The sequence below is a fragment of the Niallia sp. Man26 genome (genome assembly GCF_022049065.2).
Taxonomy (GTDB): Bacteria; Bacillota; Bacilli; order Bacillales; family Cytobacillaceae; genus Niallia.
In genome coordinates, this window is the sequence record NZ_CP095743.1 from 2383625 (window position 1) to 2409885 (window position 26261).

The 26261-nt window shown below is 38.7% G+C and carries 26 protein-coding genes and 1 pseudogene; 5 read left to right on the forward strand and 22 right to left on the reverse strand.

Going from position 1 to position 26261, the window contains the following annotated elements:
• Positions 1-211 precede the first annotated feature (211 nt).
• The 9 genes from L8T27_RS12035 to L8T27_RS12075 form a co-directional block, all read right to left on the reverse strand.
• Positions 212-991, reverse strand: a complete 780-nt coding sequence (locus L8T27_RS12035) for a TerC family protein (protein WP_233313453.1) — start codon at positions 989-991, stop codon at positions 212-214.
• Positions 992-1100: 109 nt separating this feature from the next.
• A complete protein-coding gene (locus tag L8T27_RS12040; protein ID WP_233313452.1) occupies positions 1101-1682 on the reverse strand; it encodes a TerD family protein in 582 nt (193 codons plus the stop codon).
• A gap of 89 nt (positions 1683-1771) precedes the next feature.
• Positions 1772-2362 carry a YpjP family protein gene (locus tag L8T27_RS12045; RefSeq protein WP_233313451.1) on the reverse strand — a complete coding sequence of 197 codons (591 nt, stop codon included), beginning with the start codon at positions 2360-2362 and terminating at the stop codon, positions 1772-1774.
• Positions 2363-2539: 177 nt separating this feature from the next.
• Positions 2540-3310, reverse strand: a complete 771-nt coding sequence (locus L8T27_RS12050; RefSeq protein ID WP_233313450.1) for a class I SAM-dependent methyltransferase — start codon at positions 3308-3310, stop codon at positions 2540-2542.
• Between the two features lie 100 nt (positions 3311-3410).
• The gene (locus L8T27_RS12055; RefSeq protein ID WP_237941629.1) at positions 3411-3845 is read right to left on the reverse strand and encodes a BrxA/BrxB family bacilliredoxin; all 435 of its coding nucleotides are present in this window, start codon (positions 3843-3845) and stop codon (positions 3411-3413) included.
• A gap of 79 nt (positions 3846-3924) precedes the next feature.
• On the reverse strand, positions 3925-4209 hold the full coding sequence (locus L8T27_RS12060; RefSeq protein WP_233313448.1) for a YrhK family protein: 285 nt from the start codon (positions 4207-4209) through the stop codon (positions 3925-3927).
• A 96-nt stretch (positions 4210-4305) separates the two neighbouring features.
• Positions 4306-5436 (reverse strand): conserved virulence factor C family protein, encoded by a 1131-nt coding sequence (locus L8T27_RS12065; RefSeq protein WP_237942310.1) that lies wholly within the window; start codon positions 5434-5436, stop codon positions 4306-4308.
• 33 nt (positions 5437-5469) lie between these two features.
• On the reverse strand, positions 5470-7353 hold the full coding sequence (locus tag L8T27_RS12070) for an ABC-F family ATP-binding cassette domain-containing protein (RefSeq protein WP_237941630.1): 1884 nt from the start codon (positions 7351-7353) through the stop codon (positions 5470-5472).
• A complete protein-coding gene (locus L8T27_RS12075; RefSeq protein ID WP_237941631.1) occupies positions 7334-7990 on the reverse strand; it encodes an HD domain-containing protein in 657 nt (218 codons plus the stop codon). The genes L8T27_RS12070 and L8T27_RS12075 overlap by 20 nt, the downstream gene beginning before the upstream one ends.
• Before the next feature lie 358 nt (positions 7991-8348).
• Here L8T27_RS12075 and L8T27_RS12080 point away from each other — a divergent pair.
• A pseudogene (locus L8T27_RS12080) lies at positions 8349-8619 on the forward strand (IS1595-like element ISSpps1 family transposase); the annotation flags it as partial.
• A gap of 452 nt (positions 8620-9071) precedes the next feature.
• On the opposite strand, the gene L8T27_RS12085 reads toward L8T27_RS12080, so the two are convergent.
• The 3 genes from L8T27_RS12085 to L8T27_RS12095 form a co-directional block, all read right to left on the reverse strand.
• Positions 9072-9662: a hypothetical protein gene (locus L8T27_RS12085; RefSeq protein ID WP_237941632.1), complete on the reverse strand. Its 591-nt coding sequence runs from the start codon at positions 9660-9662 to the stop codon at positions 9072-9074.
• A 107-nt stretch (positions 9663-9769) separates the two neighbouring features.
• A complete protein-coding gene (locus tag L8T27_RS12090; RefSeq protein WP_237941633.1) occupies positions 9770-10627 on the reverse strand; it encodes an amidohydrolase family protein in 858 nt (285 codons plus the stop codon).
• Positions 10628-10648: 21 nt separating this feature from the next.
• Positions 10649-13711 carry a GNAT family N-acetyltransferase gene (locus L8T27_RS12095; protein WP_237941634.1) on the reverse strand — a complete coding sequence of 1021 codons (3063 nt, stop codon included), beginning with the start codon at positions 13709-13711 and terminating at the stop codon, positions 10649-10651.
• A gap of 280 nt (positions 13712-13991) precedes the next feature.
• Here L8T27_RS12095 and L8T27_RS12100 point away from each other — a divergent pair, with 280 nt between their 5' ends.
• Entirely contained in the window at positions 13992-14576 is a 585-nt protein-coding gene (locus L8T27_RS12100; RefSeq protein WP_233313436.1) for a MerR family transcriptional regulator, read from the forward strand.
• 80 nt (positions 14577-14656) lie between these two features.
• Here L8T27_RS12100 and L8T27_RS12105 read toward each other — a convergent pair whose 3' ends face one another.
• The 4 genes from L8T27_RS12105 to L8T27_RS12120 form a co-directional block, all read right to left on the reverse strand.
• Positions 14657-15451, reverse strand: coding sequence for an acetate and sugar kinases/Hsc70/actin family protein (locus tag L8T27_RS12105; protein WP_237941635.1), 795 nt, complete (start codon positions 15449-15451; stop codon positions 14657-14659).
• 63 nt (positions 15452-15514) lie between these two features.
• The gene (locus tag L8T27_RS12110) at positions 15515-15991 is read right to left on the reverse strand and encodes a glutathione peroxidase (protein ID WP_237941636.1); all 477 of its coding nucleotides are present in this window, start codon (positions 15989-15991) and stop codon (positions 15515-15517) included.
• Entirely contained in the window at positions 15988-16545 is a 558-nt protein-coding gene (locus tag L8T27_RS12115; RefSeq protein ID WP_237941637.1) for a hypothetical protein, read from the reverse strand. Before L8T27_RS12115 ends, L8T27_RS12110 begins: the two co-directional genes overlap by 4 nt.
• Before the next feature lie 15 nt (positions 16546-16560).
• Complete coding sequence (locus L8T27_RS12120) at positions 16561-18231, reverse strand: formate--tetrahydrofolate ligase (protein ID WP_233313430.1); 1671 nt, start codon at positions 18229-18231, stop codon at positions 16561-16563.
• A gap of 424 nt (positions 18232-18655) precedes the next feature.
• On the opposite strand from L8T27_RS12120, the gene metA reads away from it, so the two are divergent.
• On the forward strand, positions 18656-19564 hold the full coding sequence (gene metA / locus L8T27_RS12125) for a homoserine O-acetyltransferase MetA (RefSeq protein WP_237941638.1): 909 nt from the start codon (positions 18656-18658) through the stop codon (positions 19562-19564).
• 76 nt (positions 19565-19640) lie between these two features.
• Here the strand turns inward: metA and L8T27_RS12130 are convergent, their stop codons facing one another.
• Positions 19641-20336: an AIM24 family protein gene (locus L8T27_RS12130; protein WP_233313428.1), complete on the reverse strand. Its 696-nt coding sequence runs from the start codon at positions 20334-20336 to the stop codon at positions 19641-19643.
• 143 nt (positions 20337-20479) lie between these two features.
• On the opposite strand from L8T27_RS12130, the gene L8T27_RS12135 reads away from it, so the two are divergent.
• Positions 20480-20686 carry a hypothetical protein gene (locus tag L8T27_RS12135; protein WP_237941639.1) on the forward strand — a complete coding sequence of 69 codons (207 nt, stop codon included), beginning with the start codon at positions 20480-20482 and terminating at the stop codon, positions 20684-20686.
• 84 nt (positions 20687-20770) lie between these two features.
• Here L8T27_RS12135 and mntR read toward each other — a convergent pair whose 3' ends face one another.
• From mntR to L8T27_RS12160, 5 genes are all read right to left on the reverse strand, one after another.
• The gene (gene mntR / locus L8T27_RS12140; RefSeq protein ID WP_233313426.1) at positions 20771-21196 is read right to left on the reverse strand and encodes a transcriptional regulator MntR; all 426 of its coding nucleotides are present in this window, start codon (positions 21194-21196) and stop codon (positions 20771-20773) included.
• Positions 21197-21422: 226 nt separating this feature from the next.
• The gene (locus L8T27_RS12145; protein ID WP_237941640.1) at positions 21423-23582 is read right to left on the reverse strand and encodes a type IA DNA topoisomerase; all 2160 of its coding nucleotides are present in this window, start codon (positions 23580-23582) and stop codon (positions 21423-21425) included.
• 126 nt (positions 23583-23708) lie between these two features.
• Complete coding sequence (locus L8T27_RS12150; RefSeq protein WP_233313422.1) at positions 23709-24686, reverse strand: aromatic acid exporter family protein; 978 nt, start codon at positions 24684-24686, stop codon at positions 23709-23711.
• 3 nt (positions 24687-24689) lie between these two features.
• Positions 24690-24989 (reverse strand): hypothetical protein, encoded by a 300-nt coding sequence (locus L8T27_RS12155; RefSeq protein WP_233313421.1) that lies wholly within the window; start codon positions 24987-24989, stop codon positions 24690-24692.
• Positions 24990-25331: 342 nt separating this feature from the next.
• Entirely contained in the window at positions 25332-25643 is a 312-nt protein-coding gene (locus L8T27_RS12160; RefSeq protein ID WP_233313419.1) for a hypothetical protein, read from the reverse strand.
• 383 nt (positions 25644-26026) lie between these two features.
• Between L8T27_RS12160 and cspD the strand changes: the two genes are divergently transcribed.
• Complete coding sequence (gene cspD, locus L8T27_RS12165) at positions 26027-26227, forward strand: cold-shock protein CspD (protein WP_009791749.1); 201 nt, start codon at positions 26027-26029, stop codon at positions 26225-26227.
• Positions 26228-26261: the final 34 nt, after the last annotated feature.

Consider the following 26261-nt stretch of genomic DNA (forward strand, 5'->3'; position numbering starts at 1 on the left):
ATTCCACTATAAAGCCTTTTGTGATTAGACTATTCTGATAATTATTATATAAAAAAAATTAGAAATTACCTTTTATTTTAATATAATATCGGTTTTCTTGCATTAATATTTTCTTGTTATGGGTAAATTTGTAATAACATGAGGATTATGTCTTTAGATGGAAAAAAGAAGGGATGACAACTTGTCATACCCCTTCTCTCTCGTTACTTTATTAAGCTTCGCCTTGCTCTGCTTTTTTCTTATTACGATTATGAACAACAAATGTTGCTGCGAAAGCGATAATTAATATGCCAAAGAATACAATATGGTGTACATGAACACCAAACACACCTAAGAACATCTTTACAGAAATAATTAAAATCAAAATATATGCTGTGCTTTCCAATTCTGGCACACGGTCAATCAATTTCAGGAATACACCTGCAACTCCGCGCATCATCAGAACGCCGAGCATACCGCCGACAAGCAGCACCCATACTTCGTTGCTGACACCGAAAGCGGCAAGAACGCTGTCTACTGAAAAGGCAATATCCATTAGCTCAACAGCGACAACTGTTCCCCAAAATGTACCGAACAAGCGGATTAACAAACCATTTTGGTTAATGCCATGCGATTCTTCTTCGTTTTCTGCTGCTTCCTTCTCTTTTCGTTTATCGATAAAGTACTTGATTGCTAAATACGCCAAGTACGCTGCACCGAGTACCTTTACCCACCACAATTTAATTAGTAATACACCGACTCCAATTGCGATGAAGCGGAATATGTATGCTCCAAGCAAACCGTAGAAAAGAGCTTTTTTACGTTTTTCAGGCGGAAGATGCTTAACCATAACAGCAAGCACAAGTGCGTTATCAGCTGATAGCAGTCCTTCCAAAATTATAAGTGTTCCAATATATCCCCAGCTCACTGGGTCTGACAGTACTCTTCCCCACGCTTCCCAATCAAAAAACATAGAATATGTTTCGATAAAGGATTGAATAATAGCATCCATTCGTGTAAGTTCCTCCTCATTGATCGCTGTATCAGTTTTGTATTTTTTTATCTGCAATCAAATGGAAAGGCAATTGAAAAGGTTATCCCCTCTAAAAGCAACTAACAGATTAGCCGACTTGCAGTCCGAAATCTGTTGCTAATGCTGCCAAGCCGCCTTGGTAGCCGCTTCCGATTGCACTGAATTTCCATTCGTTGTTATGGCGATAAAGTTCTCCGACAACAAGCGCTGTCTCAATAGAGAAATCTTCTCCTAAGTCATAGCGGATAAGCTCTTCATTATTTTGTTCATTCAGAATACGCGCATATGAGTTAGAAACTTGTCCGAAGTTTTGGTTTCGTGCGTCACCGTCATGAATTGTAATAGTAAAAGCAATCTTTTGAACACTTGCAGGCACTGCTTGAAGGTCAATAATAATTTGCTCATCATCACCGTCTCCTGCTCCAGTTCGGTTGTCACCAGAGTGAACGACAGATCCGTTTCCGCCAGATGTGTTGTTGTAGAATACAAAATCAGCTTCAGATGTTACTTTACCGTTGTCACCAAGCAAAAATACAGAAGTATCCAAGTCGAAGTCATTTCCGCCGTCATACTTGTTTACATCCCAGCCAAGTCCTACGATAACTTTCGTTAATCCTGGGTTTCCTTTTGTTAAGTCTACTTTTTGTCCTTTTGATAAACTGATTGCCATGATTAATTCCTCCATTTTTTTCATTTTTATTATCTACGTTTCAAATGCTTCAATAGTTTCGCATTTTTATTATTTGTCGGGATTTTTTTTTAACTCATCCATTTAGGCGGAGTATTTTTATCCCAGTAGATATTGCCTAGTGCATAATGATTTTGGAAATTATCCTGAAACGTGTGATAATGAAAATTGAACCAATAGCCATCTTGCGGGGGGCGATCCCTTCTTACATGAAAGCGAATCACGTCTTGATTTTCTTTCACTATGTGGAAAATCCGCTCGCTCGTCCCAGGGCTCGGCATTTCTGTAACCGTAAGCTGGCTCAAATCTTCATCAGGGAAGCTTGAAGTCACATTGTTAATCGCTTTTTCAATATTCGGTAAAATCGCAATTCTGAATTCATCCTCAATCACCGGTTTAATCTTGCTCCCGAATTTCGTATAGCTTTGCACTTCTGCTTCTTCCATCAGCTTGCCCACGACCTTATCCCTTTCCGAACGCTCATCCAGAATCCCCGTATCAAGGGTTAATTCTTCTGAAGAGACTGGCAGCTTGCTTTCATCAGCAGGCTTTTTTTCATCACCATTGCTGGTATTGTAAAAAGCGGAAGGGGACGGAGTTACCAGTCCAAATGTTAAGATCGACACAAAGACAACAAGACTTTTTCGAATCCAATTAGGCATTGTAAACACCTCACTTTCAAAAATCCTGTTAATCCTATGTAAAGCCAGTTTTTTTCTTTGTTTAATGGTGCTCTAATATATATACAGTACTATTCAAGTATATAATAAAGTACAATTATTCAGCCACTATTTATACAGTATTATTTAAAAATTATAGCCTGTTATCCTTAATTTTTCCTATAATTCAATGATGCCATAGTGAAATTTGGCTGTTTTCCGCTGTATTCGCTGAAAACCAAAGGCTTCAAAGCGCGTGCTTTTATAATGGTCCTTCAGTACAACCCTTTCTTTGGCGACACGGCGTGCTTCTTCTATCATCGTGGTTGTCCAGTCTTCATAAACAGCTAAATGCTTTAATGGTTTAATTCCATCTGAATCAATGCTTTCCTCAAACATTGGATCTAAATACACACAATCGATACTGTTTGTCTCTTTTTTTCTCAGCTCATCAAGTGCATGTCCGCTCGTCACCTTCACCCTTCGCATAGCTTCATCCATTTGCTCATCATGGGACTGCCAGACAGCAAGACCTTCTTTGACAATAAAGGCAATGACCGGACTTGCTTCCACTCCTTCAACTGCTCCTGATTTTCCGACTGCAAAGCTTGCGATAATGCTGTCAGATGCTAAGCCGAGCGTACAGTCAAAAAGAGACTTTCCCTCTGTTAGATTGCAAGCATCAACGAAAGGATCATGCTCCTCCTTTTGCAGTCTTTTAATTCGGAACATTGCAGAGCTAGGATGAAAGAAAAAAGGCTCGCTCGCATTTGCTGCAAACAGTTCATATCTTTCCTTGCCCGCCACTAACACATCTTCTTGATACTTAGTGATCAGAGATTTGACTGTCCTTTTATTTCTGTCCACATAGCTGCACTGCAGCAAGGCTGCTGCCGTTTTCGCTTTGTCTATCATTTCTTGATTTGTTCTTCCTGCAGTTGTAACTATCATTTTCATTCACCTTTCTTAACACTTAAAAGGAATTGCCTTTATAAGAAAAAAAGAGGGGCTGCTAGTGTGCCCCTCTTTGCTTGTTCTATTGCTTTTATTATTAGCAGTTTTGTTCGAAAGCAGACATCAAATTTTCCATAATCGCTTCCATGGAGTTGCCTTCTATATCATAACGAGGGATAAAATGGACAACATGATTGTCTTTAATTAAAGCCATAGAAGGAGATGATGGCTCGATATCTCCAAAGAACTCCCTCATTCTTGCAGTCGCTTCTTTATCTTGACCTGCAAATACTGTAATAAGATTATCCGGTTTTTTCTTTGCTTGTAATACGGCCTGTGTTGCAGCAGGTCTTGCAAGACCTGCAGCACACCCACATACAGAATTAACAACAACCAGTGAAGTTCCTTTATTGCTGCTGATAAACTCCTCTACCTCTTCTTCTGTTGTTAATTCCTGAAAACCTGCGTGCACAAGCTCTGCTCGCATCGGCTTTACCATTTGTCTCATATATTCTTCATATGCCATCGACATTACTATTTTCCTCCTTTATTTATGCATGTGCTATAAGCATACAATAATGAAATGCATACATGCAACGAAATGAATCTGATTAGGCGTGTTTCTTTCTTTTTTCTTTTCCCACTCTTTTTACCTGTAAAAGATGACATGTTCGGATAACTGGACGAATAAGAAGCAAGACACTTCCTGAGATATAAAGAACGGCACCTGTTATCTTCCAGCTCAACAGCATGTTGAAAATCGTTCCTAACAGGAATAACAGTCCAATCAGGATATCATTGATTGTATATATCGCCTGATATTTATCCTTTAAAATGATAGCTAAAGAACCGATAGAGATAACATGATTTTCTTCTTCTTCTGACTGTTTATTCATGTTTTTTAACACCTCGCTAAAAGAAATACTAGTGAATGTATTCCTTTTAACGGGGAGTCTAAACACAATTAGTCCAACAAGAAATATTTTCTAAAGTCAATCCTGCTTGCGTGCTTCAGTCATCTGTTTCCAGACAGAACCTTTCGCCTCTTCTCCAAGCTCAATTCTTTCGATAGCCATTTTAATTTGCAGACTTACTTCAAATTCAGGATCATCTTCATGAGCCTTTAATGATGGCAAAGCCCTTTCATCTCCCACTTCATACAAGAACATTGCAGCACGCCATCTTACAAGCTTGCTTTTGTCATCTAAAGCTTTCATCATTTCTTCCATTGCTTCAGAGAAGCCTAAATCTGACAAGCAGTCACCTGCAGTACGTCTTACTGTTACCGTTTTATCTTGAAGTGCTTTATAAAGGGACGGCAGCACGATTACATCTTCAATCATTCCGAGATATACTGTTGCCAACCTGCGAATGGACGGCTTTTCATCATCAAGTGCTGCCGTTAACACTGGTATATCATCAACCGTCGGATCCTCACTTTGTTCTAATCTCTGATATCTAATCTTCCAATCTTCATGCTCTAAATCTTGAAAGGTCAGTTTGATTTTTTCCCGCTTGTTCAAAGTTGCTTCTGCTGTTTCTGGGTTCTTTGCAGCTTCTGCTAGGCTTGCAATTCTTTCATCAGGATATGCAGCCATCAATTCCTCTTGGACAGCTTGACCAATTTCGTCAAACTCACCGTAGCGCACTCCGAATTCCTGCCATTTTCTGCTTGCTACAACATTATCTTGCGGCATTCTTACCTCTGAAACGGCCTTCATGAATTGCTCTGGCAAGCCGTAACGCTTTTCTTCCGTTCCATCCGTCAGCTTTATTTGCATAGGTATCCCTTTGTACATTTGCACAAGCACTTTTATTTCACCGAAATGCTCGTTCACTTCCGGCTCTTTTTCTAAACTTTCTGCTTCTTCCCCAAAAGCATTTCGTACTTGGGCAAGAAGTTCCTTCCAGTCATATTTGGCATTTCGTTCAACTGCCAAGAAATCAGCAACATGGTAAACCCCTCTAATACCTTCAATTGACAGAATGTCCTGGATTACCTTCGGTGCTTCTTCGGCATTGTCCTTTTTATAGTTATTGCTTGTTCCCATCGGCAGCTCTTCATTTAAATTGATTTTCATCGTATTCGGGCTAGGAGTAGGTTCAATCGCCATAATTTTCATCAAAAAATCCCCCTCAAAATCATTTTTTAACGGTTAACTTTCAGCAATCTCAGACAGATAGCTCCACCGTCCTATTAAAAATTCCAATTTCTCATTTAATTCTTCTTGTTCTTTAAGCAGAGCGTTGGCTTTTTCAAAGTCACTTCCTGTGTTTTCCATCTCTGTTTCAATCGCTTCAAGGCGGCTTTCGCAGTTTTCTATATCACTGTCGATTGTCGCCCATTCTCGTTGTTCATTATAGCTTAGTTTAACCTTCTTCTGTTTCGGCTGTTCTTGCTGCTTCGGCTTTTCCTTCACCGCTTTTTCTGCCTGCTCTTTTTGTTTTTCGGATTGGAGATATTCGGTGTAATTGCCGTAGTAGCTCTCTATATTACCGCCGCCTCTGAGCACTAACAGCTCTTGCGCTACTTTATCTAGGAAATAGCGGTCATGGGATACTGTTATAACAACACCTTTGAACTCATCTAAATAATCCTCCAACACCATCAGTGTTTGTGTATCAAGATCATTTGTCGGCTCGTCTAAAAGCAGGACGTTCGGCTCGCCCATTAGTATTTTCAGCAAGTATAATCTTCGTCTTTCCCCGCCAGACAGCTTGCCGATAATGGTTCCATGCGTATGGGGCGGAAACAAGAATCTTTCGAGCATTTGTGCAGCAGAGATCGTTTTCCCGTCTGTTGTCTCAATGATTTCAGCCGTCTCCTTTAAATACTCAATCATGCGCTTTGATTGGTCCATTTCTTCGTTTTCCTGCGTATAGTAAGCAATTTTCACTGTTTGTCCAATAATATAGTCACCATGGTCTAGCGGAATCTTGCCAGCAAGAATGTTAAGCAGCGTTGATTTTCCTGTACCATTATGTCCGATAATGCCAATTCTGTCTCCAGGCTTTACAAGGAGATTAAAGTCCTTCAGAATCGTTTTGTTTTCAAAAGATTTGGAAGCAGACACAAGCTCAAAAACCTGTTTACCTAGCCTGCTGCCTTTTAAGGAAATATCAAGCTTGCCTTTATCCTGAACGGATGCAAGTTTGTCATCTAATTCTTCAAAGCGCTGAATTCTTGCTTTTTGTTTAGTTGAACGGGCTTTAGCACCTCTGCGAATCCATTCCAGCTCTCGTCTGAACAAATTCTTTTGTTTATCAATAGTTGCTGCCTCGTTTTCTTCTCTGATTGCCTTTGCTTGCAGAAACTCTGCATAATTGCCTTTATAGCTGTATAAATTGCCTCCCTCTAGCTCAAACATCCGGTTGGTAACCTTGTCTAAGAAGTAACGGTCATGTGTGACAAGCAGCAGGGCACCATTAAATTTACCTAAATAGTCTTCCAGCCATTTAACCGCATCAAAGTCAAGATGGTTTGTAGGCTCATCCAAAATGAGCAAATCCGGCTCTTGAATAAGGACTTGCGCAAGAGAAACACGCTTTTTCTGGCCGCCTGACAGCTCACCAATCTTTTTGTCATAAAAGCTGACGCCAAGCTTTGTTAATACAGTCTTCGTATTCGTATGAACATCCCAGCCGTTTTGGGCATCCATTCTTTTTTGGATCTCGAACAGCTCGCCGTGCAGCTTATTATTTTCCGGGTCCTTTTCTAACTTAAGCAATATTTCCTCATAATTCCGGACCACTTTCCATACTGGTGCATCACCTGTATACACATAATCTAAAACAGTCATTTCGGGATGGATTTCCGGACTTTGGGAGGAGTATGCGATTCGGTAATCTTTCGGGGCGATAATCTCGCCTTCATCAGGCAAATCGATACCTGCCACTATCTTCAGCAGCGATGACTTGCCTGTGCCATTAATACCAATCAGTCCAACTCTTTCTTTTTCACTTATAGAAAAGGAAATGGAATGAAATAATTCTTTTTCCCCGTAAGTTTTTGTTAAATTTTCAATTGAAATACTCTTCATAACTACCATTCCATTCTTTATAGAATTCTTTTAAGTAATTTTCCATCAATTGATGCCTTTTTGCTGCAATCGTTCTGGCTGTATTCGTATGAAGCAAGTCCTTTAATTTCAGGAGTTTTTCATAGAAATGCTGGATGGTGCTAGACTGGCCGCTCCGATATACTTCTTCTGTCATGTTTTCTCTAGCACCGACAGAAGGATCGTATATGACATGTCCCTTTTTTCCGCCATATGCAAAGGTTCTAGCGATACCGATTGCGCCAATCGCATCCAGTCTGTCCGCATCTTGAACAATTTTCGCTTCAATCGACTCTGGCTCCGCGTTGTTTCCGCCGCTGTATGAAACCGTTGCAATTGCCCTCACTATATGATTTCGATCATTCTGTTCAAGCGGGAGACTTTCTAAAAACTGCTCAAGCAGCCGAGTACCTTCCTCTTTAGATTCGTTCAGTTTTGCATCTGCCACATCATGTAAAATAGCGGCAAGCTCTATAATAAATGGATTTCCGCTTGATTCTTTTTCACAGATGAAAAGCGCAGTATTTCGCACTCTGTCAATATGATGCCAATCATGGCCTGTCACATCATCTTTTAATTTATCTTTCACAAAATTCTCTGTTAGTTGAATGATATCCATTATTTGAATGAACTCCTATCTATATCCTACCGAAATATTGTAACACGAATGAAAAAAATCAACTACAAAACCGTTTGAAGCACCGATACTCTTTTCCTATCCCGTTTAAAGTTTGCAAAAGAGGAAAAAGATAACTAAACAATAGGAAGCGGAAGATAAAAAGATGTCTAACTCAATGCCAAAAGAAGCAGGAATAGATCACAGCTTAGACGTGCTATAGGAAGGCTATCAATTTGTATCAAACAGATGTCAAGCTTATCAGTCTGATATATTTGAAACACATCTTTTAGGGGAACGGGCCATTTGTATGAGAGGGAGTGATGCGGCAGAGCTTTTTTACGACAACAGTAAATTCAGCATTATAAATGGCAGCAAGAAAGAATATGTAAAGAAAGGAATCTACCATTTAAACAATATTAATAGTTACCATTCCCGTTTAAAGAAATGGATACGTCGGGTTTAATGGAGTTTCTACAAATTTACTATTATATTTCGTATGGTTTCAGTTCCTTGTCAATAGGAATACAGAGAGTGAATTAAGTAAGAAAAAACAAATGCTTATCCTAGCAAGTGTTAACGGAACTTGGGAAACAGCAGAAACTTTACGACTTAGAGATACGGCATTTTAGGAAGAGAAAAAAACTTGGTAACTGCATTTCCAAGTTCTAAGTAGGTATAGGGAGCATAGACTCCTAACTTTATTTGATTATTGTTTCAGCTGGTGTAACTCCTTCATATTGTTTATACAATGTAACGATTTTCGTGATATACCAAGTTCTTTTGCTTGTAACCGGATTTTTCTCTAAAGTAATTAACTTATGTCCTGTTCCAAAGCTCTTGTAAGAACTTTTTAAATCATAAGCAATGCTATATATTACATTTTCATCGTTAATTTTTTCATCCTTCTAAACTATTCTATTCTTATACTTTAGACATACGAACGTGATTATATGAGCATATGTGTATACTTTAACATAGCCAATCTAAATAACAATTTCTTCTTAGTATTTTTTTAATAACAATATTCGAAAAAGAGCATTAATCGTAATTGGGTTAATGCTCTCGTTAATAGAGGCATAAGTTATTTATTTTCTTTTGTAAGTCCTAAGTATTCGCCGGTTTTAGGATTAAATAAAACCTCTGCATTTAGACCATTTATTTTTCCATCTACACCAAGAAAAATGTAATTTTCATCTCGCATTAATCTAAAATGATATCCGTGTGAGAAAGGGGCATCTTTTGGGCTTGGTTGCAAATGATATTTTTCAACGGCAATTTTAATAATTTGACTACTATCAATATTAATTTCTAAATGTGGAATAGTTAGTTCATCGGAATTGCCAATTATTCTGTGACTTTTATGTTTGCCTTTTTCAATAACAAATACCATCTGGCGTTTAACTGATGGTAAAGCAAACACGCCTTGCCAATTTCCTTTTTTTCCATTATAGCCACTTAAAGTTTCATCATCAACACTGTTCATAAATAAAAGAATTGCTTCTTTATCGAATTTTCCCCCTAGTTCTAATCCTAAATTATACGCTTCTTTAAGAGTTAATTCTTTCTCTGGTAAATCTACTTCATAACTCCCATAGTCTATTGTTTCTTTAGCAAAACAGGAGATAGAACCCATGAGTATTAAGATAAAAAAACAAGCTAAAATAGTTTTCATTTTATACACCTGCTACCTATTGTGTAGGTAGTAGTTTTTCCATTTTCCAAATTAATAATGCTTATAGGACTATCTTTTTAAGATAGTCCCTAATGTTTTTTTAAAAATCAACCATAAAGAAACTTCTTGATTTTTGGAAAAACCTTCAAGGCTGTGTTATAAAACACATCTTCATGATACTCACTCGGAATAAGGTTTTGAATAAATTCAATATATGGTTGGAATGGAGCTAACGGCCAATCTGTCCCGAACAAAAGCTTATCATAGGAGTTGGCATATACGAGCGCATGCCTTAAATGCTGTAAAAATATTCCTTCTTGCGCCTTCTCTAACTCCGCTCTTGCCCCAACAACCAGCCCGGAAAGGTCAGCATAAACATTTCGGTTTTTATATAAAATCTCTGCACCAGTCAATGTCCATGGATCGCCAAAATGGGCCATCATAAAACGAATATTGCGATATTTCACCGCAACTTCATCAATTGCAAGCGGATGGGAATATTTCAACAACCCTCTTTCGGAGTATGTATCTCCAGTATGAAACACAACTGGCAAGTTATACTTTTCCGCTAGTTCATACACAGGATTGTATACTTTATCATAGGCATAGAACGGATAATAGCCTAAATAAATCTTTATGCCGACTACATGATCCTTGTGGATTTCCCGTTCCAGTTCTCTGATAGAAAAAGAATCTAGCTTGTATGGATTAACTCCGGCACAATAGACGATATTAGGCGGCAGTATATCTCCAAGATCAAGCCCCATCGGTGTTTGGGCCTTATAGTCGGGAAAGCCCATATGCGGCGTTTCTGTCACTCCCATGCCAATTGCTAAGACAATATTCGCATCTTTCATTTCTGATTGAACTCCGTCCGTGCTGTAATCAACTTTAGACAATGATTTTGCTGTTTCTTTAAATGATTCGATATTAGACAAATGGATGTGAGCATCAATAATTTTCATTGGTTCTCCTTTTCTATCACTCTATAATTTAGTAAACCGAAGGGATTTAAGTATGTCTAACTGTGATGATGTGACATTCATCTTATCAAAATAAAGGAAGCTCGGCAGTGTAAATACTCTGTTCTGATTGTCTCTTTCACAATTTGTCATGGAAACAAGCTGAATGATTTCATTATTTGTGTAATATTGTGTACTGATTCTGTTTCTGTCTGTGAGTAAATGCAGCTTATCCTCTGTACCTTGTAGTTTAACATGAAAGTCTTCCTTTAAAGTAATATCCTGCTCCATAGCTCCTGAAGTATAGACTCGGTTATGCAATTTATGATCAGCTAGCTGCAAAGTACAATTGTTATGCAAAAAGAGATTTGTATGCCATTGCTCCTTCTCCATTTTTCTGCCTGCCGTTTTATGCACAGACACAAACACAGCAAGAAGAGGCAATCCTGGCATTGTGACAAAGTATTGAGAAAATGAAAGCCCTCTCCATTGTGAGTGCTGGTTAATATCTGTATCGATTCTGATACCAGACCATTTGTTTGCGAAATTATCCCACACATCGACAAACGCAAGCTTAGTCGATTCTTTCATCATAGAATAATCATTCAAATCAGGCGGACCTGCCTTCATCCCGCCGGCCCAAGGGTTCCACCAGCTTTTTGCAATCAGCTCTGGAAATGCCTGATCAAGCCATTCTGTTTCGTTTACTTGTAAAGAAAAGATACCTGGATAATAATCGGCTGCAGCGGAAATTTCCAGGATGCCGTTATGAAGACGATATGTTTCAAATCCTTTTTCGTTTATGATGTTTTTTGTTATCCTTCCTTGCGGATAAAACAGGATGTTATCAAAATAAGATTCTCTTATTTCCGTCTTCATTACTGTCGTCATTTTATTGACTGCCTGCCACGCAGCTGCTTCAAACGGTAAATGGAGCGGAGTATTGACTTTTAGATCTTGCAGATGGGCAGAAGCATTATTAATAATCAAATCCATATCAAATTTAAGCGCATTGTTGCGGTAACTGGCAAACTGATAGGATAAAGATGTATTTGCTTCAAGCATCGGGTTGCCGCCATTCCAGATTAACTCGAGACCTTTATGGATTTCCTTCTTAGAAGCTTGAATACCTGCCGCTGCTGATTCTACTTCTCTCCAATTCCTATAAGCGCCGATAGACATATACAGAGGCGGGAAAGAATAGACATTACCTTGCCTGCTTTTTTGTGACTCGAGATGCATTTTCCACCCTTCCATCCTTATTTTACTGCCTTGCGTCCAATATACACCGACAGGGCTCGACTGATCTTGAGAAAAATACCAGTTGCTGCTCATGTCTTTTGACGCAATGTCTCGCGGCTCCACCATATCGGCTTCCTTGAATACAACAACCTCCCCTTTTAAAGGTAAGTATACCTCTGCCCAATCATGATAAAAGGTCTCCTGCAGATGGATATCTAAAGAAGTCTGTTTGTTTTCAAGGAGAACCCATCTTTTCACAAGTCCTTCTGCAAATAGCTGGATGTTAAGCTTTATACTATTGTCTGGATGTTCAGTAGATTGATAATGAAGAGTGAGAATAATAGATGTCTTTTCGTAGGAGGTTTCGACTTTTTCTGGCTTCTTTTTTGACAGCTCATTGGAGTAGGGCTTGCCAAGCATCGGGGCAAACATGGCGAACGGTAAGTTCCCTGTCTGATTGGTGCCTGCTGTCATTACATTATCTGCCTTTCTGACATTCACTTGATAAATCCCATTAAAAACATGATAGTAATCTTTTGCTTCACCGAAAAATCTCTCACCAATTCCCTTTAATGCCAGTGCAATTGGTTTATTTACCGTAAGCTCACCACCTTGCCATTTCACTTGAACAAGGATGTCTTCATTCGTAAAGCCTAAAGCTAATATAGAAGCAGGTATTGATACGAACCGCTTTTCTTTGCCTTTTAGCAAAAGGCTGAATGTGGAATTTTTAAAAGACAAATATTCACTTTCAGGAAGCATAATGGTTGCCTGTACAGATTCAGTAAGATTATTTTCTAATTCCAAATCAAGAGCAATCTCGAAGCCTTCCTGCAATGCATAGTGAATCGGTTTTGCCATGATAGTTACTGGCGTTTTTGGACAGATTCCTAGTTTAAATGTCGTCATAGTGCCACCTGCTGCTATATTGACCGCAATGGTTGGAAATGTTTTGCCCTTTTCTGCCTCAGGTCCCTCGGTTAAAAAGAATGTATCTGTTATCGTCATTTCTTCTTCAACAAAGAGGCGGTGGTTAAAATCACAAATAACTCTTTCATTTGGACAGGATGATAACTCAATTAAAAGAGGAGTGGTGGACTTGTTCTTAATAAAACATGTAACTTCATGTTCTTGTCCTACGAGCAATTCATGATTTTTTAGAGATAATTCAATCGAGAAATCATCTGTTTCTAGTGCACATAAACCTCTGCCCGTTTTTTCAAAGCTTGCTTTAAGTGCGGTCTCTTTATTTACCCATTCATAGTCATAATAAGTAAACCCATCTACATTCCTTCCATCTGGCTTTAATTCCATCGTGCGCAGCATGTCCTTGTACCAGTCAATTTTAGCCATATAAGGAGCGAGCAGCTTGTCATTTAATATGGTTGGAATAAAGTTCATTAAGTGAGTATAGCTGTCTTCATCTTCCCAGAAAAAACCGCAGCGCTTATAAAGGGGGACCGCTTTCGTATTACCTGCCCATGTGTATAAGTCGAGCCGTGGCCATTTTTTATTAATAACTGCTTGTAATGCATGAAGAAGCAGCAGTTTACCGACCTTTTTCCCATGGAAATCGGGTCGAACATTTAGCAGCGGGATATATAACGAACCAACATCTTCTTTATACACAGACAGCCCGCAGTATCCTACCACCTCATCGTTATGTACTGCTAAAAAAGTATGCAGATTATCTGTGCTGCGATGCTGATCAATTATTTGTTCTTCTGTTTTTACACTGCCGCCCCAAGCCGCCTTGCTTTTGTTCCACATCTTCGCAACTTCAGCAGCAAACCGATCCTCGTACTCCACAATCTGTATATCAGCAATCGTTTGATGGATTGTCATTTAGCGAATCACCTTTTTCTTCATATTGTATGGATGGAAAACATAATCCTTCCTTTCATTTTATTTAGTAATAACCCTTTCCAATCCTATTTTCTATCGTATTATGCTTGGAAATTATTGTAAAGATATTATCATAAAATAACAGAAACTATTAATCAACAAAACTAGACAAACCTCGCTAAAGGAGATTTTTTTAAAATAGCGAACTAGTATTTAAAGTCGAAAAACTTATTTGTTCTTCGTTCATTTATTCTATCAAAACGAAAGGTGATGAAGCATAATGATGGAACAAGAGAGAGTCGCTTCTGCTACGGAGGAAATTTTATTAAGCGTTAAGGAGGCAGCTGTTGCAATTGAAGAAAGTCCTGGTGTTGTGCGCAACTGGCTTAGAGAGCTGAAAGGAGTTATTCCGGCGATTGTCGGCGAACACGGTTACCGCTATTTCGATGATAACGCAATGGAAGTATTGGAAAAGATTAAAAAGCTGCGTAATGAAGATAAATTATCTTTGCGAGAAATTGAAGATGTGCTGACCGACACGGAGCCGCAAGTCTTGCAGCAGCAAGTAGCGAAGCCGTCAGAAGAGATGCTTCAAGAGCTGAAAACAGTAAAAGAACAGCTTGAGCTGCAAATCAACTTCAATTCAGTGCTTGTTCAACAATTGAAAAAGCAACAGGAGCAAATGGATCAGCAGCATGAATTTATTGAGACACAAAAAGAACAGATTGCTGCCCTTACCGCTGCTGCTAATCAGCCTTACGTACACACATATGGTACAAGGAAAAGCAAAGACGAAGAGGATAAAGCGACGAAGGAAGCACCAGTCAGAAGAGGAGCGATATTCCGCTTGTTTTCGTATCGCTAATTTGTCATGTTAGATGATGGCATTTGTATGGACTGTTGTTAAGTCTTTTTCTATACAAATGCCATCATCCTTGATTTCTTTTAGACAGAAAGTAGTGCACCACAAGCACCGCAAAACTGGCCATCCTGCAGAAACAGCTGACTCTTTGGAAATAAATAATCAAAGGAAGAAATGCTTTTTTGCAAAGGCATATTCATTGAAACGGCTCCACCCGCATAGATAATCTGGTCTATTTGATGAATAGTGCCAGCCTGCTGTGACAGTAGAACAATCGTTTCGGCTGTCATTTGAAAAAGAGAAGATAATTTATCTTCCTTGCTACCATCCCATGTATTTCCATAGCCAAAATTACTCGCAGTCAAGCTTCCGTTGATACCAATATCCTCTTCATATAAATCCTTCACAAGAACATCGATCTTATTCTTGCTGCCTTTAGAAGCAAGCTCTGTAATTTTTGCAAAATCCTGAACTCCAGTTAATAATTCTGCAAGTCCCATGATTGTTCCCCCGCCAATTCCGCTTCCTAAAACCCGCGAATGACTCTTCTTGCTAACCTTAAACCAGGAAGTACCAGTTCCGATATTAACAAGCAGGAATTCGTCATTAACATGAGGATAATCCCTATCCTTCAGCCATCTTGCTCCAGTACAGACAGCATCAAATTCAGGAAGAATGGAGGCATCAGGAAAAAACGCTTGTTTTAAATAAGCAGCCTTGCTTCCAGTAAGGGCTATATCATTCCATTCAAAAAGCTTCGACCACTTTAGTGCAGTATCTGTTTGAGCATTAGGATATTTTCTAAAATGAATTCGTCCGTTCTGCTCAAATGCAAGCTTAATCATGGAACCGCCAGCATCTATCCCGATTTTAGCCAAACTGCTCCCTCCTTTTGTTATAAAAAAGGAAGAACAGAGTAATCCATTCTTCCCGTTTTCTTCTTATAATAACTTTTCAATATCCTCTTTCATTTCATACGGAGAAGCATTTGGAGAATACCGTTTAACTACTTTACCAGAACGGTCTACTAAAAATTTAGTAAAATTCCATTTAATCGCCTTCAGCCCCATTGCACCAGGCGCCTCATTACTTAAATGCTTGTAAAGAGGATCGGCATTTTTGCCATTCACTTCAACTTTTGCAAACATCGGGAAGGTAACGCCATAATTCAATTCGCAGAATTCAAGAATTTCATCCTCAGCCCCAGGCTCTTGATTCATAAACTGATTACAAGGAAATCCTAACACAGCAAAGCCTTTATCATTGTACTCCTCAAAAATCGATTGAAGCTCTTTGAACTGCGGAGTAAATCCGCACTTGCTCGCAGTATTGACGATAACAAGCACTTTCCCTTTATAATCATTCAGTGAAACTTCTTCGCCATTAATTTTTTTGACCTCAAAATCATAAACAGTCATCCTATCATTCCCTTCCTGTCCAAATCAATCAGCACCTTCTGCCTCTGCAAGCCAGCCAATGTTGCGAGCATATAATCAGTCATGCTGACTAAATCATCCATATCGCCTTCTGTAACTAATCTGCTGAAATCAATGGAGATATGATTATTTACTATATTATCAGAACGGAAGGGATCAACACGAATTTCCTGCTTAATAACATGTTCCGCTCCCCATACTCTTTGCAGCAAGTCCTGCAGCATCCAAACTGTTTCTTGATTATTCTTATGTCTGACATGTATCGTCAAACGAATTTTCGCTCCTATTAAATGCATTTTCTCCTCAAGCTCTAAAAGCTCTGCTGCTAAGTTTTTCAGGGAAGCATACATCGACAAAGTAATTTGAGCATTTTGTTGCCCTCTTAAGGCAAACACAAGATGAAACTCCCTGGACATTGTACTGGTATCTAAAATGTCTTTGCGATTTACGATGTCGATTGTACCTTCAAGATCCCTATCATAAAGCTGTCCTTCTACAACCGTTTTTAAATTATCATAAGCAGTTGGGTCAAACATATATTAATCTCCTTTTTAAAAGAGGCCGATTGCTTTTCCGTCCTCATTCACATCCATTTTTAAAGCAGCTGGCTGCTTCGGCAAGCCTGGCATTGTCATTACATCTCCTGTCAAGGCAACTAGGAAACCTGCTCCGATGCTAGGTTTTAGTTCTCTTACTGTGATTGCAAAGTTACTCGGTCTCCCAAGTAGACTTGGGTCATCTGAAAGAGAGTATTGCGTTTTCGCCATACAAACAGGGAGATTACCCCAGCCGAACGCTTGGAAATCCTTGATTTGCTTTTTTGCTTTTGTGCTGAACTCGACATGGCTCGCACCGTATATTTTCGTGGCAATAGTGTCGATTTTCTCCTCAATAGAAGCATCTAAGCTGTATAAGTGTTTAAATTCATTCTTTTCTTGTTCCATAATTTCTAAAACCTTGCGAGCAAGCTCCAGTCCGCCTTCGGAACCCTTCTCCCAAACTTCTGTTAAAGCAACGGGGATACTCTGACTTGCACACAGCTCTTCTAGCACTTCGATTTCACGCTCTGTATCTGTATAGAAACGGTTAATCGCCACAACAAATGGTAGTCCAAACTGATTAATGTTATCCACATGCTTTTGCAGGTTGGCAAATCCCTTTTTTAAAGCTTCTGTATTTTCCGCTGCCAAATCACTCTTCGCCACACCGCCATGCATTTTCAATGCTCGGATGGTTGCGACAATCACAACGATTTCCGGATTAATTTGTTCATTGCGGGCTTTAATGTTCAAGAATTTTTCGGCACCAAGATCTGCGCCAAAGCCAGCTTCTGTTACAACATAATCAGCAAGCTTGCTTGCGGCAGCTGTGGCAATCACACTGTTGCACCCATGGGCGATATTGGCAAACGGACCACCGTGGATGATAGCAGGTGTATGTTCAATTGTCTGCACAAGATTCGGCTTAATGGCATCTTTTAACAACAGTGTTAGTGCGCCTTCCACACCAAGCTCGCCGACTGTTACAGGTTGTTTGTCCATATTATAGGCAATGACCATTTGGGACAGTCTTTTCTTTAAATCATTTAAATCATGTGCCAGACAAAGCACTGCCATTATTTCTGATGCAACCGTAATATCAAAACCGTCCTCTCTTGGCACACCTTGAAGAGGACCGCCCAACCCGATAACCACTTTTCTTAAAGCACGATCATTTAAGTCAACAGCTCGTTTCCAGACAATCCGTCTTTGGTCAATTCTCAGCTCATTTCCTTGGTGAATATGATTGTCTAGTATTGCGGCTAATGCATTGTTGGCTGTTGTAATGGCGTGAAGGTCACCAGTGAAATGAAGATTGATATCCTCCATCGGCAAAACTTGAGCATAGCCACCTCCTGCAGCGCCCCCTTTTATTCCCATCGTTGGCCCAAGGGACGGCTCTCTCATTGCAATAGCTGTTTTTTTATTAAGTTTTTGCAAGGCATCACCTAAGCCTACTGTAACTGTTGATTTCCCTTCTCCTGCAGGTGTCGGGTTAATTGCCGTGACAAGAATGAGTTTGCCTGACTGTTTATCTTTTAATTCCTCCAGCTTATCAAAAGAGATTTTCGCTTTATATTTTCCATACAGTTCTAAGTCATCCTCTGTTAAACCTAACCTCTTCGCAATATCGAGAACAGGATGAATGGTTGCTTGCTGTGCAATTTCTATATCTGTTTTCATTATTTTCCCGCCTTTATAAAATTTAATTTTCATTTCGTATGAATATATTCATCTTAAAAAATCTATGTACAGCATTATTTTGCCAATAATCTTATTTTACAGATGAACGAATAAAATTAAAAGGAAATATCTGAAATGTTCGTTTTTACCTTTGCCAGCATAGAAAAACAGCAAGAACACCCAAGGGGAAATATGCTGAAAAAAACTTATTTTCATACATTTCAGCAATTATATTGCGGCAAACCGAAAGGATATTTATAATAGGCTATATGTTTATACATTATTTAACTAATCTAAGTTTATGAAATACTCGGAATACAACGATAGCTTTGCTTATTGTTCTATTAATTATTCCAGCTTGGAAAATAAGGCATAACAATTGTACAACATGAAGAAAAAAGGAAAAAACAGGAGGCGAACCATTATGCCTATTAAAATTCCTCAGCTGCTGCCAGCAAGGGAAATTCTCGAAGAAGAAAATATCTTTATAATGGATGAAACAAGAGCAAAGGCTCAAGATATTAGACCATTGAATATATTAATTCTTAATCTAATGCCTGAGAAAGAAAAAACAGAAGTACAAATTCTTAGACTTCTAGGTAATACATCGCTGCAAGTCAATATCTCGCTGCTGCGCACAGCATCCTATCACTCTAAGAATACAAGTCCGAACCATTTAGAACAATTCTACACTGATTTCCAAGCCATTAAAGGTAATAAATATGATGGCATGATTATTACGGGAGCACCAGTTGAACTGATGAATTTTGAGGATGTTCAGTATTGGGAAGAGCTGACAGAAATAATGGACTGGACGAAAACAAATGTAACGTCCACATTGCATATTTGCTGGGGCGCCCAAGCTGCTTTATACCATCATTTCGGCATTAATAAATATGAACTTGATCAAAAATGCTACGGTATCTATTCCCATGAAGTCCTTAGACCGTCTGAAAAGCTGCTGCGCGGATTTGACGACAGCTTCGTTGCACCGCATTCAAGACACACTAATGTCCAAATCCGTGAAATTGATGAACATCCATCACTCCAGCTGCTCGCTGCATCTGATGAAGCCGGTGCATTAATTATCAGCGGAAATAATGGCAAACAGATTATGATAACCGGCCATTTAGAGTATGATTCATCAACACTTGCTGAAGAGTATAAACGGGATAAAGAGAAGGGACTAGATATACATCTGCCGCTTCATTATTTTCCAAACAATGACCCAAACAGAAGACCGCTTAATATATGGCGTTCTCATGCACATTTGCTGTTTTCTAATTGGCTCAATTACTATGTATACCAAGAAACACCGTATGAGTGGAAATGAAAGGCTCGTGTTACATAAAAGAGGATTTGGCTTCCAAACAATTGTTGGAAAGCCAAATCCTCTTTTGTTATGTAAATCAGCCGTTGCTGTCAGAAAAATAAACTTCTTCAAATGGCTGGATTACGACAAATCCTTCACCGCTGAATTTCATTTGGATGGATTCACCGCTTCCTCTTCCGAAAAAGGTTTTTAACGAAACGTCTGTCACAAATTCGGGCTGCAGGTTACCAGACCATGCAACAGTTGCATTCGGGTCTGTGAAAACAGGTTTTGCTGGTGTCACTTTCAATGTGAGAGGTTCATAATGAGAAGTGATGGCAATCATCCCTCTTCCAGACAAATGAATGTTGAAAAGACCTCCGGACAGCATTCCGGCAACTTTTCTCATGAGCTTAATATCCCACTTTACAGTTGGCTCAAATGCAAGAAGATCATTGCCATTAACAAAAATCGATTCACCATTCAGATGAAGAATCGTGATTTTTTTACCTTGATCTGCAAGATATAATTTCCCTTGTCCTTCTGCTTTCATAAGAGAAGCTCCTTCTCCTGTTAAAGCTTTTTTGAACATTTTGCCTAAGCCGTGTTCGAGAATGCCTTCTCTTGTAAATTTAATGTTTCCCATGTAGGAAACCATGCTGCCAGCTTTTGCCCAAACCATTTCCTCTAAATTCACTTCCAGCATCCGCTGTGTTTCCAGTTCAAACAGTCCTTCACCTTTATCCTGCTGTTCGGTTTTTTCTACAAAGTCCTCCAAGGAATATCTGCTCATAAGTTTAATCCCTCTCTTTTCATCTATTAGGCTTACTTTTTACTAATACGATTACATTTGGTAAAAGTTTCATGATTATTTTTTCTGTTTTCGCACATACTAATCGATGATTTTGATTTTTAGAGAAAGGATGGATAAAAAACGTGGAAACAATCGTTGCTGTCGAAAGAAATTACTTAGGTGAGATTATAAGCTTTAAAACATCAAATGAACGGATTATTTCTTACAGAAAAGCACTGCTTGAAGCAGAAGAAGGCTTGCTCGATGGTGTAAGGCTTTGTGAGGCAAGCTATGAAGATGGACAAGCGCTTATTATTGAGGATACCTTTGCGGAATACCCGCTGATTTAATCGTTATTATGTAAGAGGGGCTAGACATAGAGACACACCTTATTGACAAAGGGGGTTTTCAATAAAAAATGTCTCTCGCCTTAATTAATCCAGTTCCTCGTTTTTTCGCTGGATAATTTTAAGCTCCTCTATTCTTTTATTATCTTCCTGAAAATATTGGACTAAATCTCCAACACGATCTATTGCGTCCCAGCTTAAATGATGTTCAATGCCTTCCACATCTTCATAAATATTTTCTTCTTTTACGCCGATGATACGTAGAAGGTCTTCTAGCAGCTCATGCCGATAAACTAGCCTTTGTCCGATTTTTTTGCCTTTCGGGGTTAGTATCAGCCCTCTATATTTTTCGTATACAAGATATTCATCCTTATCTAGCTTTTGAACCATCTTTGTAACAGAGGAGGGATGCACGGACAAGGCTTCTGCAATGTCGGAAACTCTTGCATATCCTTTGTCTTCTATTAATTTATAAATTTGTTCGATATAGTCTTCCATGCTGGGTGTTGGCATATATGACCCTCCTAATTTTGCATATACTCTCAAACACTTGCCATGTTTGGCAAAACTAGAGCAGTTTCACAACTGCTCTTGTCCTTCGCTTTGGCTTATTGCCAAACACGCAAGAACGAAAATATCCTTTATGCATTTTACTATATAAGAATTAAGGAAACAAGCACTTACCCTATTGGTTCGAACATAAAACAACATGTTCTTAACTAGGCAGGAGATCGCTTGCTTATTTCTTGCTGGAAAAATCCATTTGCCAGCTGAAATAATCATTATCCTCATTTTTGACATACTTTAATACAGCGTCAAATTTATTTCCTTTTTTGCTTGTCAGTCCTTTAACTTCTGCTTCCCCTTTTTTAAGCAGTGACTTCACCATTGTTTTTGTCGGTTTTTTCTTTAATGCTGCCAAAAACTTGTCATTCTTCCAGATTACAAACTTACAGCCTTGTTTCCAATTGCTGCAGCCGTAGCCTTTTTGCCCCTCGATTACTTTATGACCGCAAACAGGACACGTGCCAAGATTCTCTATGGTTTTTTTTGTATACGAAACCTCTTGAATGGTAACAGCTTGTTCCCCTTTAATCTTTTCAACGGAATTTCTAGTGAATTCACCAATAAGCTGCAAAAATGCGCTTTTCGTGTATTTACCTTTTTCAATATCATACAGAGACTTCTCTAGCCGACCTGTGAAATCGAGGTTAAACAATTCCTTGATTGGGAATGTTTCAACAAGTGTCTTGCCTAAGTCGGTGCAGTTAAGGTTCTTCCCTTTTGCCTCTATATAGCCGATATCCTTTAGCTTCTTAATGGTCTCTGCACGGGTGGCAGGTGTTCCGATACTGAACCCGCTTAAAATGGAAACGACATCTTCTTCCGTATCGCCTGAAGTATCGAAGTTTTTTCCGCATGTTTCCATTAAGCGCAACAGTGTTTTTTCGGTATGCTCCTTTGGTGCCTGTGTCGTATGAGTAGTTGTTTCCATCTTTTTAATGTCCACTTCTTCTCCTTTGCTTACAAATGGAAGAAGGACATCCTTTGACTTGATGTTCTCCGCTTTTTTCCATCCTTCAACAAGCTGCACTTTGCCTTTTGTATGAAACACACCGTTTAAATTTGCATCTAACACTTTTGTGACAATTCTCGTTTCTTCATATTCAGCAACAGGCATGAATTGCATCAACAGCCTTGTTCTAATTGCTTCATATACTTGCTCCTCATCCTTAGTCAGCTTCTTTGGAATAAGATAAGTTGGTATGATGGCACTATGGCTTTCGACTTTTTTATTATCAAAAACTCTTTTGGATGCATAAAATTTAATATCGTCTTTATACGGTAAGTTCGCTGAAATGGCGCTGACTACCTTTGCAGTTTTGCCGATCAAGCTTTCCTCTAGTGCCATACTTGCCGTCCTTGGATAGGTTATATACTTCTTTTCATAAAGACCTTGGGCCACCTTCAATACTTTATCTGCAGTCCAGCCTTTATATTTGCTCGTAATATACCCTTGCAGATTAGACAAGTTGAACAACAACGGAGGATACTCTTTCTTTTTCTGGACGGTTTTGTCTGCCACAACAGCCTTCTTTCCTACTATTTCCTGTTGTATTTGCTCGAGTTCTGCCTTTGTTTTAAACTTGTCCTCTTTGCCGACAGTATAAATGCCTGTGTATTTTCCTTCAGCAGCTAAGAATGTGCCTTGAAGCTTAAAATAATCCTCTGGCACAAATTCGCGAATTTCTTTATCTCGATCATAGATTATTTTTAAGGTTGGAAGGAGGACGCGGCCAATATTAAGGGCTTTTCCTTTCCCCTTCTGATATTTCAATGTTGTAACAGAGGTAAGATTAATGCCAATGAGCCAATCCGCCCATTGTCTGCTCACACCAGCATCCTGCAATGGCCTCATTTCACTGTTTGACCTGATTTGCTGTAAACCGTTCAACACTTCATCCGGTGTCCATTCATTCAGAAGCAGTCGGTAAACTTCCTTGTCTGTCCGAAGATTATAAATTATACTGTCTCCGATAATCTGCCCTTCCCGATCATAGTCGCAAGCCGATATAATCGCGGTGACATCTTTTCTTCTCATAAGCTGATGGATAATCCGCAGCTGTTTTTGCGCACCACTATCAGGCTTATCTCGGTTACGAGGGTCACTTTTTACTTTATATTTAAAGTTCTCCGGTATAAACGGGAAGTTTTCCATCTTCCATGTTGCCATCTTTTCATCATAATCTTTTGCATCATTCAGCTGCAGTAAATGTCCGAATGCCCATGTAATAATATAGCCATTTCCTTCAAAATAACCGTCCTGCTTGGTTTTTATTTTTAATGCATCTGCAATATTTTTTGACACAGATGGTTTTTCAGCAAGTATTAACTTCATGTTATCACCTTTTTTATATGCTTAGCCTTGAGCTTTTTGCTATCAAAACAAAAGATTCTCCTAAACATCTCATTTTCTCTAAAGAGACATGCATGTTCAGGTAGAATCTTTTTCATTTCTATTATATCAATTATAAGCTACTTTGAGTGATTTTTTCACTTTCAAATACTGTTCAAGCTCTTTCAGCACATTATAGAGCTGAGCCTGTTCTACAAACAAATCCCAATCCTGCGGCAATGCTTGCATCCTTATTTCTTCCTCTAGCTTTTCAAGCTTGCTCAAGAAAAGCTGTGCTGTATTACCAGGATGTATGCAAAGACTCAGTTCTTCCAAAAAATTAGCAATCGAATGGCGCTGTTCCGGAAGCCTGTTTACTGTCGTTACCTTCGCGAAAAGTCCTTCTATTATTTCTAGCTGTTTTTCCCTAATTGTAAAATACTTATAATAATAGTTTTCTTTTCGGGTAAAATGATTTTCAACATCCCTGTATGCAAGCGACTTGGCAATCTGTACTTCCTTCGCTGTTTGCATCAGCTTCAATTTATAATCGAAAGCTGACTCATTAGAACGCAGGAACTCAACCATCCCTTGAAGCATTTCCTGAAAATCCTTTTCAATCTTCTGCTGGTATACCTTCATTTCCTTGTCGAGGCTCGGCATATAGCTGTTGACTAACAGCGCTGCGCCAATTCCGATTACAATGAGCATGAACTCATTTTGAATGACATCCCAGTTCATATGGCCATTTGAATAGATATGAAGGATGATGACAGTGCTTGTTACGACGCCTTCATTTACTCTCAGCAAAACAGTTGCAGGGATAAATAACAGGAGTAACAGTCCAATCGCATACGGTTTATAACCAATCAGCTCAAAAAACACGTAGGAAAACGGAATCGCAAGCATGCATGCTATGAATCTCGCAAAAGCGCTGTGCAATGATTTCTTTTTAGAATTTTGCACACAAAGAATCGTAATGATAGCAGAAGATACGAAAAAATCAAGGCTGCATAATTGAGCAACGGTAATTCCCAAACTTACAGCAACAGCAGTCTTGAAAGTACGGTAGCCTATTTTATATTTTTTTAGAGATTTTATTAGCATTGGTCAATCACAACCTGTAACTAATAGATCATCCTGTAAAGAAACCAACTTCCCATTAATTGAAATTTCATCTCCAGTTTTCACAAACAATGATACTACACAACCGCTGAATGGAACTCCGATCTCCTTCAAATCTCCTTGATCGGTTTCGATTGTCAAAATTGTTTCCCACTCATAAAAGTATGCTTTTTCCTGAACAAAAACCTTCTTGACTGTTCCAGCAAACGGACTCAATATCACTTGATCTTCCTTAGAAATTTCATAATACGGACTTTGACTGTTCTTTACAATCGTTTCAATCATTTTTTAAAATCTTCCCTTGTAAATTTTTTGCTCCATTGGTTTGATGGACGAGCATCTAATCCAGAAAAAATAAGTCTTTTTATCATGTTAATAAAAACACATTTTCACCGACATTTCAATGGTTTCCCTCCTATTTCCACATGTTTTTTTTATGATAAGCCTTTCATTTTTATCCATAAAAAAAACCGGCCTTTTACCGGGGGGTGACTGATGAAAAACTTTGTTATAAAAGCAGCTTTTTCTTTGTGCAATAAAGGGAGCTATAGTGTCTTCGGAATTCCTCACAAATTTGAGTAGGAGTCTCCAATCAATCTTCATTCACGAACAGGAATTTTGTTCCTTCTAGAAAGATTCCTCTTTGCCTGGTTCAAAGCCGTATTTTTTGATTTGCTTTTCTGTTTGTACATACCATTTATCCCTTTCAACAATATTGGAGACCGTCAATATAAGCGAAGGGATTTTTTCTACCATAAATACAATTAATCCGATATTTTTGTTCATAATAACAAAGGATTCACCGTGAGAAAAGGTGGTCAGCTCCTTGCCTAATTGAAGGATGCTTTTGACAATAGCCTGCTTGCTTTCATCTTCCAATACAATATTAGGCGAAAAACGCAAAATCCAGTTAGCATTTTCAATCGAAAATCGATACATACTTGTCACCTTCTTTTATTGTCTTCGCAAAAAAGCATAAAAGCAGACAACTGTCTACAGCTGTCCTATTATAAACAAATCCTTTTTACTTATCATTATATGGATATGTTGTAAAAGATGATTTATGTACTTAAAAATATTCTTTTACACAATATTCACAAGAAAACAAGCACTGTCGTGTATCCGTTTTCTTTTGTTTCGAGCTCAAAAATACTTTTTATGAAAAAACTCTATGAAACCTTGACTCTACTGGGTTAATCGTGTATATTATAGACATCATTTAACAAAATTCTGAAAAATTACTTTCTATTATTATTTTGTTCTATGAGAATATTTATTTTTCAGCACTAATGTGTCTTGAAAGGCTTAGGAGGAAACTTAACATGCAAAACGGTAAAGTAAAATGGTTCAACAACGAAAAAGGCTTTGGATTCATCGAAGTTGAAGGTGGAGACGATGTATTCGTACACTTCACAGCTATCCAAGGTGACGGTTTCAAATCACTAGAAGAAGGTCAAGAAGTTTCTTTCGAAATCGTTGAAGGAAATCGTGGACCTCAAGCTGCTAACGTAGTTAAACTATAATAAAAACTTAGAGCAACAATATCCAAGAGCTGGC

Coding starts and splice junctions, on each gene's coding strand:
- L8T27_RS12035 (WP_233313453.1), bottom strand. CDS start 991: ATGGATGCTATTATTCAATCCTTTATCGAAACATATTCTATGTTTTTT.
- L8T27_RS12040 (WP_233313452.1), bottom strand. CDS start 1,682: ATGGCAATCAGTTTATCAAAAGGACAAAAAGTAGACTTAACAAAAGGA.
- L8T27_RS12045 (WP_233313451.1), bottom strand. CDS start 2,362: ATGCCTAATTGGATTCGAAAAAGTCTTGTTGTCTTTGTGTCGATCTTA.
- L8T27_RS12050 (WP_233313450.1), bottom strand. CDS start 3,310: ATGATAGTTACAACTGCAGGAAGAACAAATCAAGAAATGATAGACAAA.
- L8T27_RS12055 (WP_237941629.1), bottom strand. CDS start 3,845: ATGTCGATGGCATATGAAGAATATATGAGACAAATGGTAAAGCCGATG.
- L8T27_RS12060 (WP_233313448.1), bottom strand. CDS start 4,209: ATGAATAAACAGTCAGAAGAAGAAGAAAATCATGTTATCTCTATCGGT.
- L8T27_RS12065 (WP_237942310.1), bottom strand. CDS start 5,436: ATGAAAATTATGGCGATTGAACCTACTCCTAGCCCGAATACGATGAAA.
- L8T27_RS12070 (WP_237941630.1), bottom strand. CDS start 7,353: ATGAAGAGTATTTCAATTGAAAATTTAACAAAAACTTACGGGGAAAAA.
- L8T27_RS12075 (WP_237941631.1), bottom strand. CDS start 7,990: ATGGATATCATTCAACTAACAGAGAATTTTGTGAAAGATAAATTAAAA.
- L8T27_RS12085 (WP_237941632.1), bottom strand. CDS start 9,662: ATGAAAACTATTTTAGCTTGTTTTTTTATCTTAATACTCATGGGTTCT.
- L8T27_RS12090 (WP_237941633.1), bottom strand. CDS start 10,627: ATGAAAATTATTGATGCTCACATCCATTTGTCTAATATCGAATCATTT.
- L8T27_RS12095 (WP_237941634.1), bottom strand. CDS start 13,711: ATGACAATCCATCAAACGATTGCTGATATACAGATTGTGGAGTACGAG.
- L8T27_RS12100 (WP_233313436.1), top strand. CDS start 13,992: ATGATGGAACAAGAGAGAGTCGCTTCTGCTACGGAGGAAATTTTATTA.
- L8T27_RS12110 (WP_237941636.1), bottom strand. CDS start 15,991: ATGACTGTTTATGATTTTGAGGTCAAAAAAATTAATGGCGAAGAAGTT.
- L8T27_RS12115 (WP_237941637.1), bottom strand. CDS start 16,545: ATGTTTGACCCAACTGCTTATGATAATTTAAAAACGGTTGTAGAAGGA.
- L8T27_RS12120 (WP_233313430.1), bottom strand. CDS start 18,231: ATGAAAACAGATATAGAAATTGCACAGCAAGCAACCATTCATCCTGTT.
- metA (WP_237941638.1), top strand. CDS start 18,656: ATGCCTATTAAAATTCCTCAGCTGCTGCCAGCAAGGGAAATTCTCGAA.
- L8T27_RS12130 (WP_233313428.1), bottom strand. CDS start 20,336: ATGAGCAGATATTCCTTGGAGGACTTTGTAGAAAAAACCGAACAGCAG.
- mntR (WP_233313426.1), bottom strand. CDS start 21,196: ATGCCAACACCCAGCATGGAAGACTATATCGAACAAATTTATAAATTA.
- L8T27_RS12145 (WP_237941640.1), bottom strand. CDS start 23,582: ATGAAGTTAATACTTGCTGAAAAACCATCTGTGTCAAAAAATATTGCA.
- L8T27_RS12150 (WP_233313422.1), bottom strand. CDS start 24,686: ATGCTAATAAAATCTCTAAAAAAATATAAAATAGGCTACCGTACTTTC.
- L8T27_RS12155 (WP_233313421.1), bottom strand. CDS start 24,989: ATGATTGAAACGATTGTAAAGAACAGTCAAAGTCCGTATTATGAAATT.
- L8T27_RS12160 (WP_233313419.1), bottom strand. CDS start 25,643: ATGTATCGATTTTCGATTGAAAATGCTAACTGGATTTTGCGTTTTTCG.
- cspD (WP_009791749.1), top strand. CDS start 26,027: ATGCAAAACGGTAAAGTAAAATGGTTCAACAACGAAAAAGGCTTTGGA.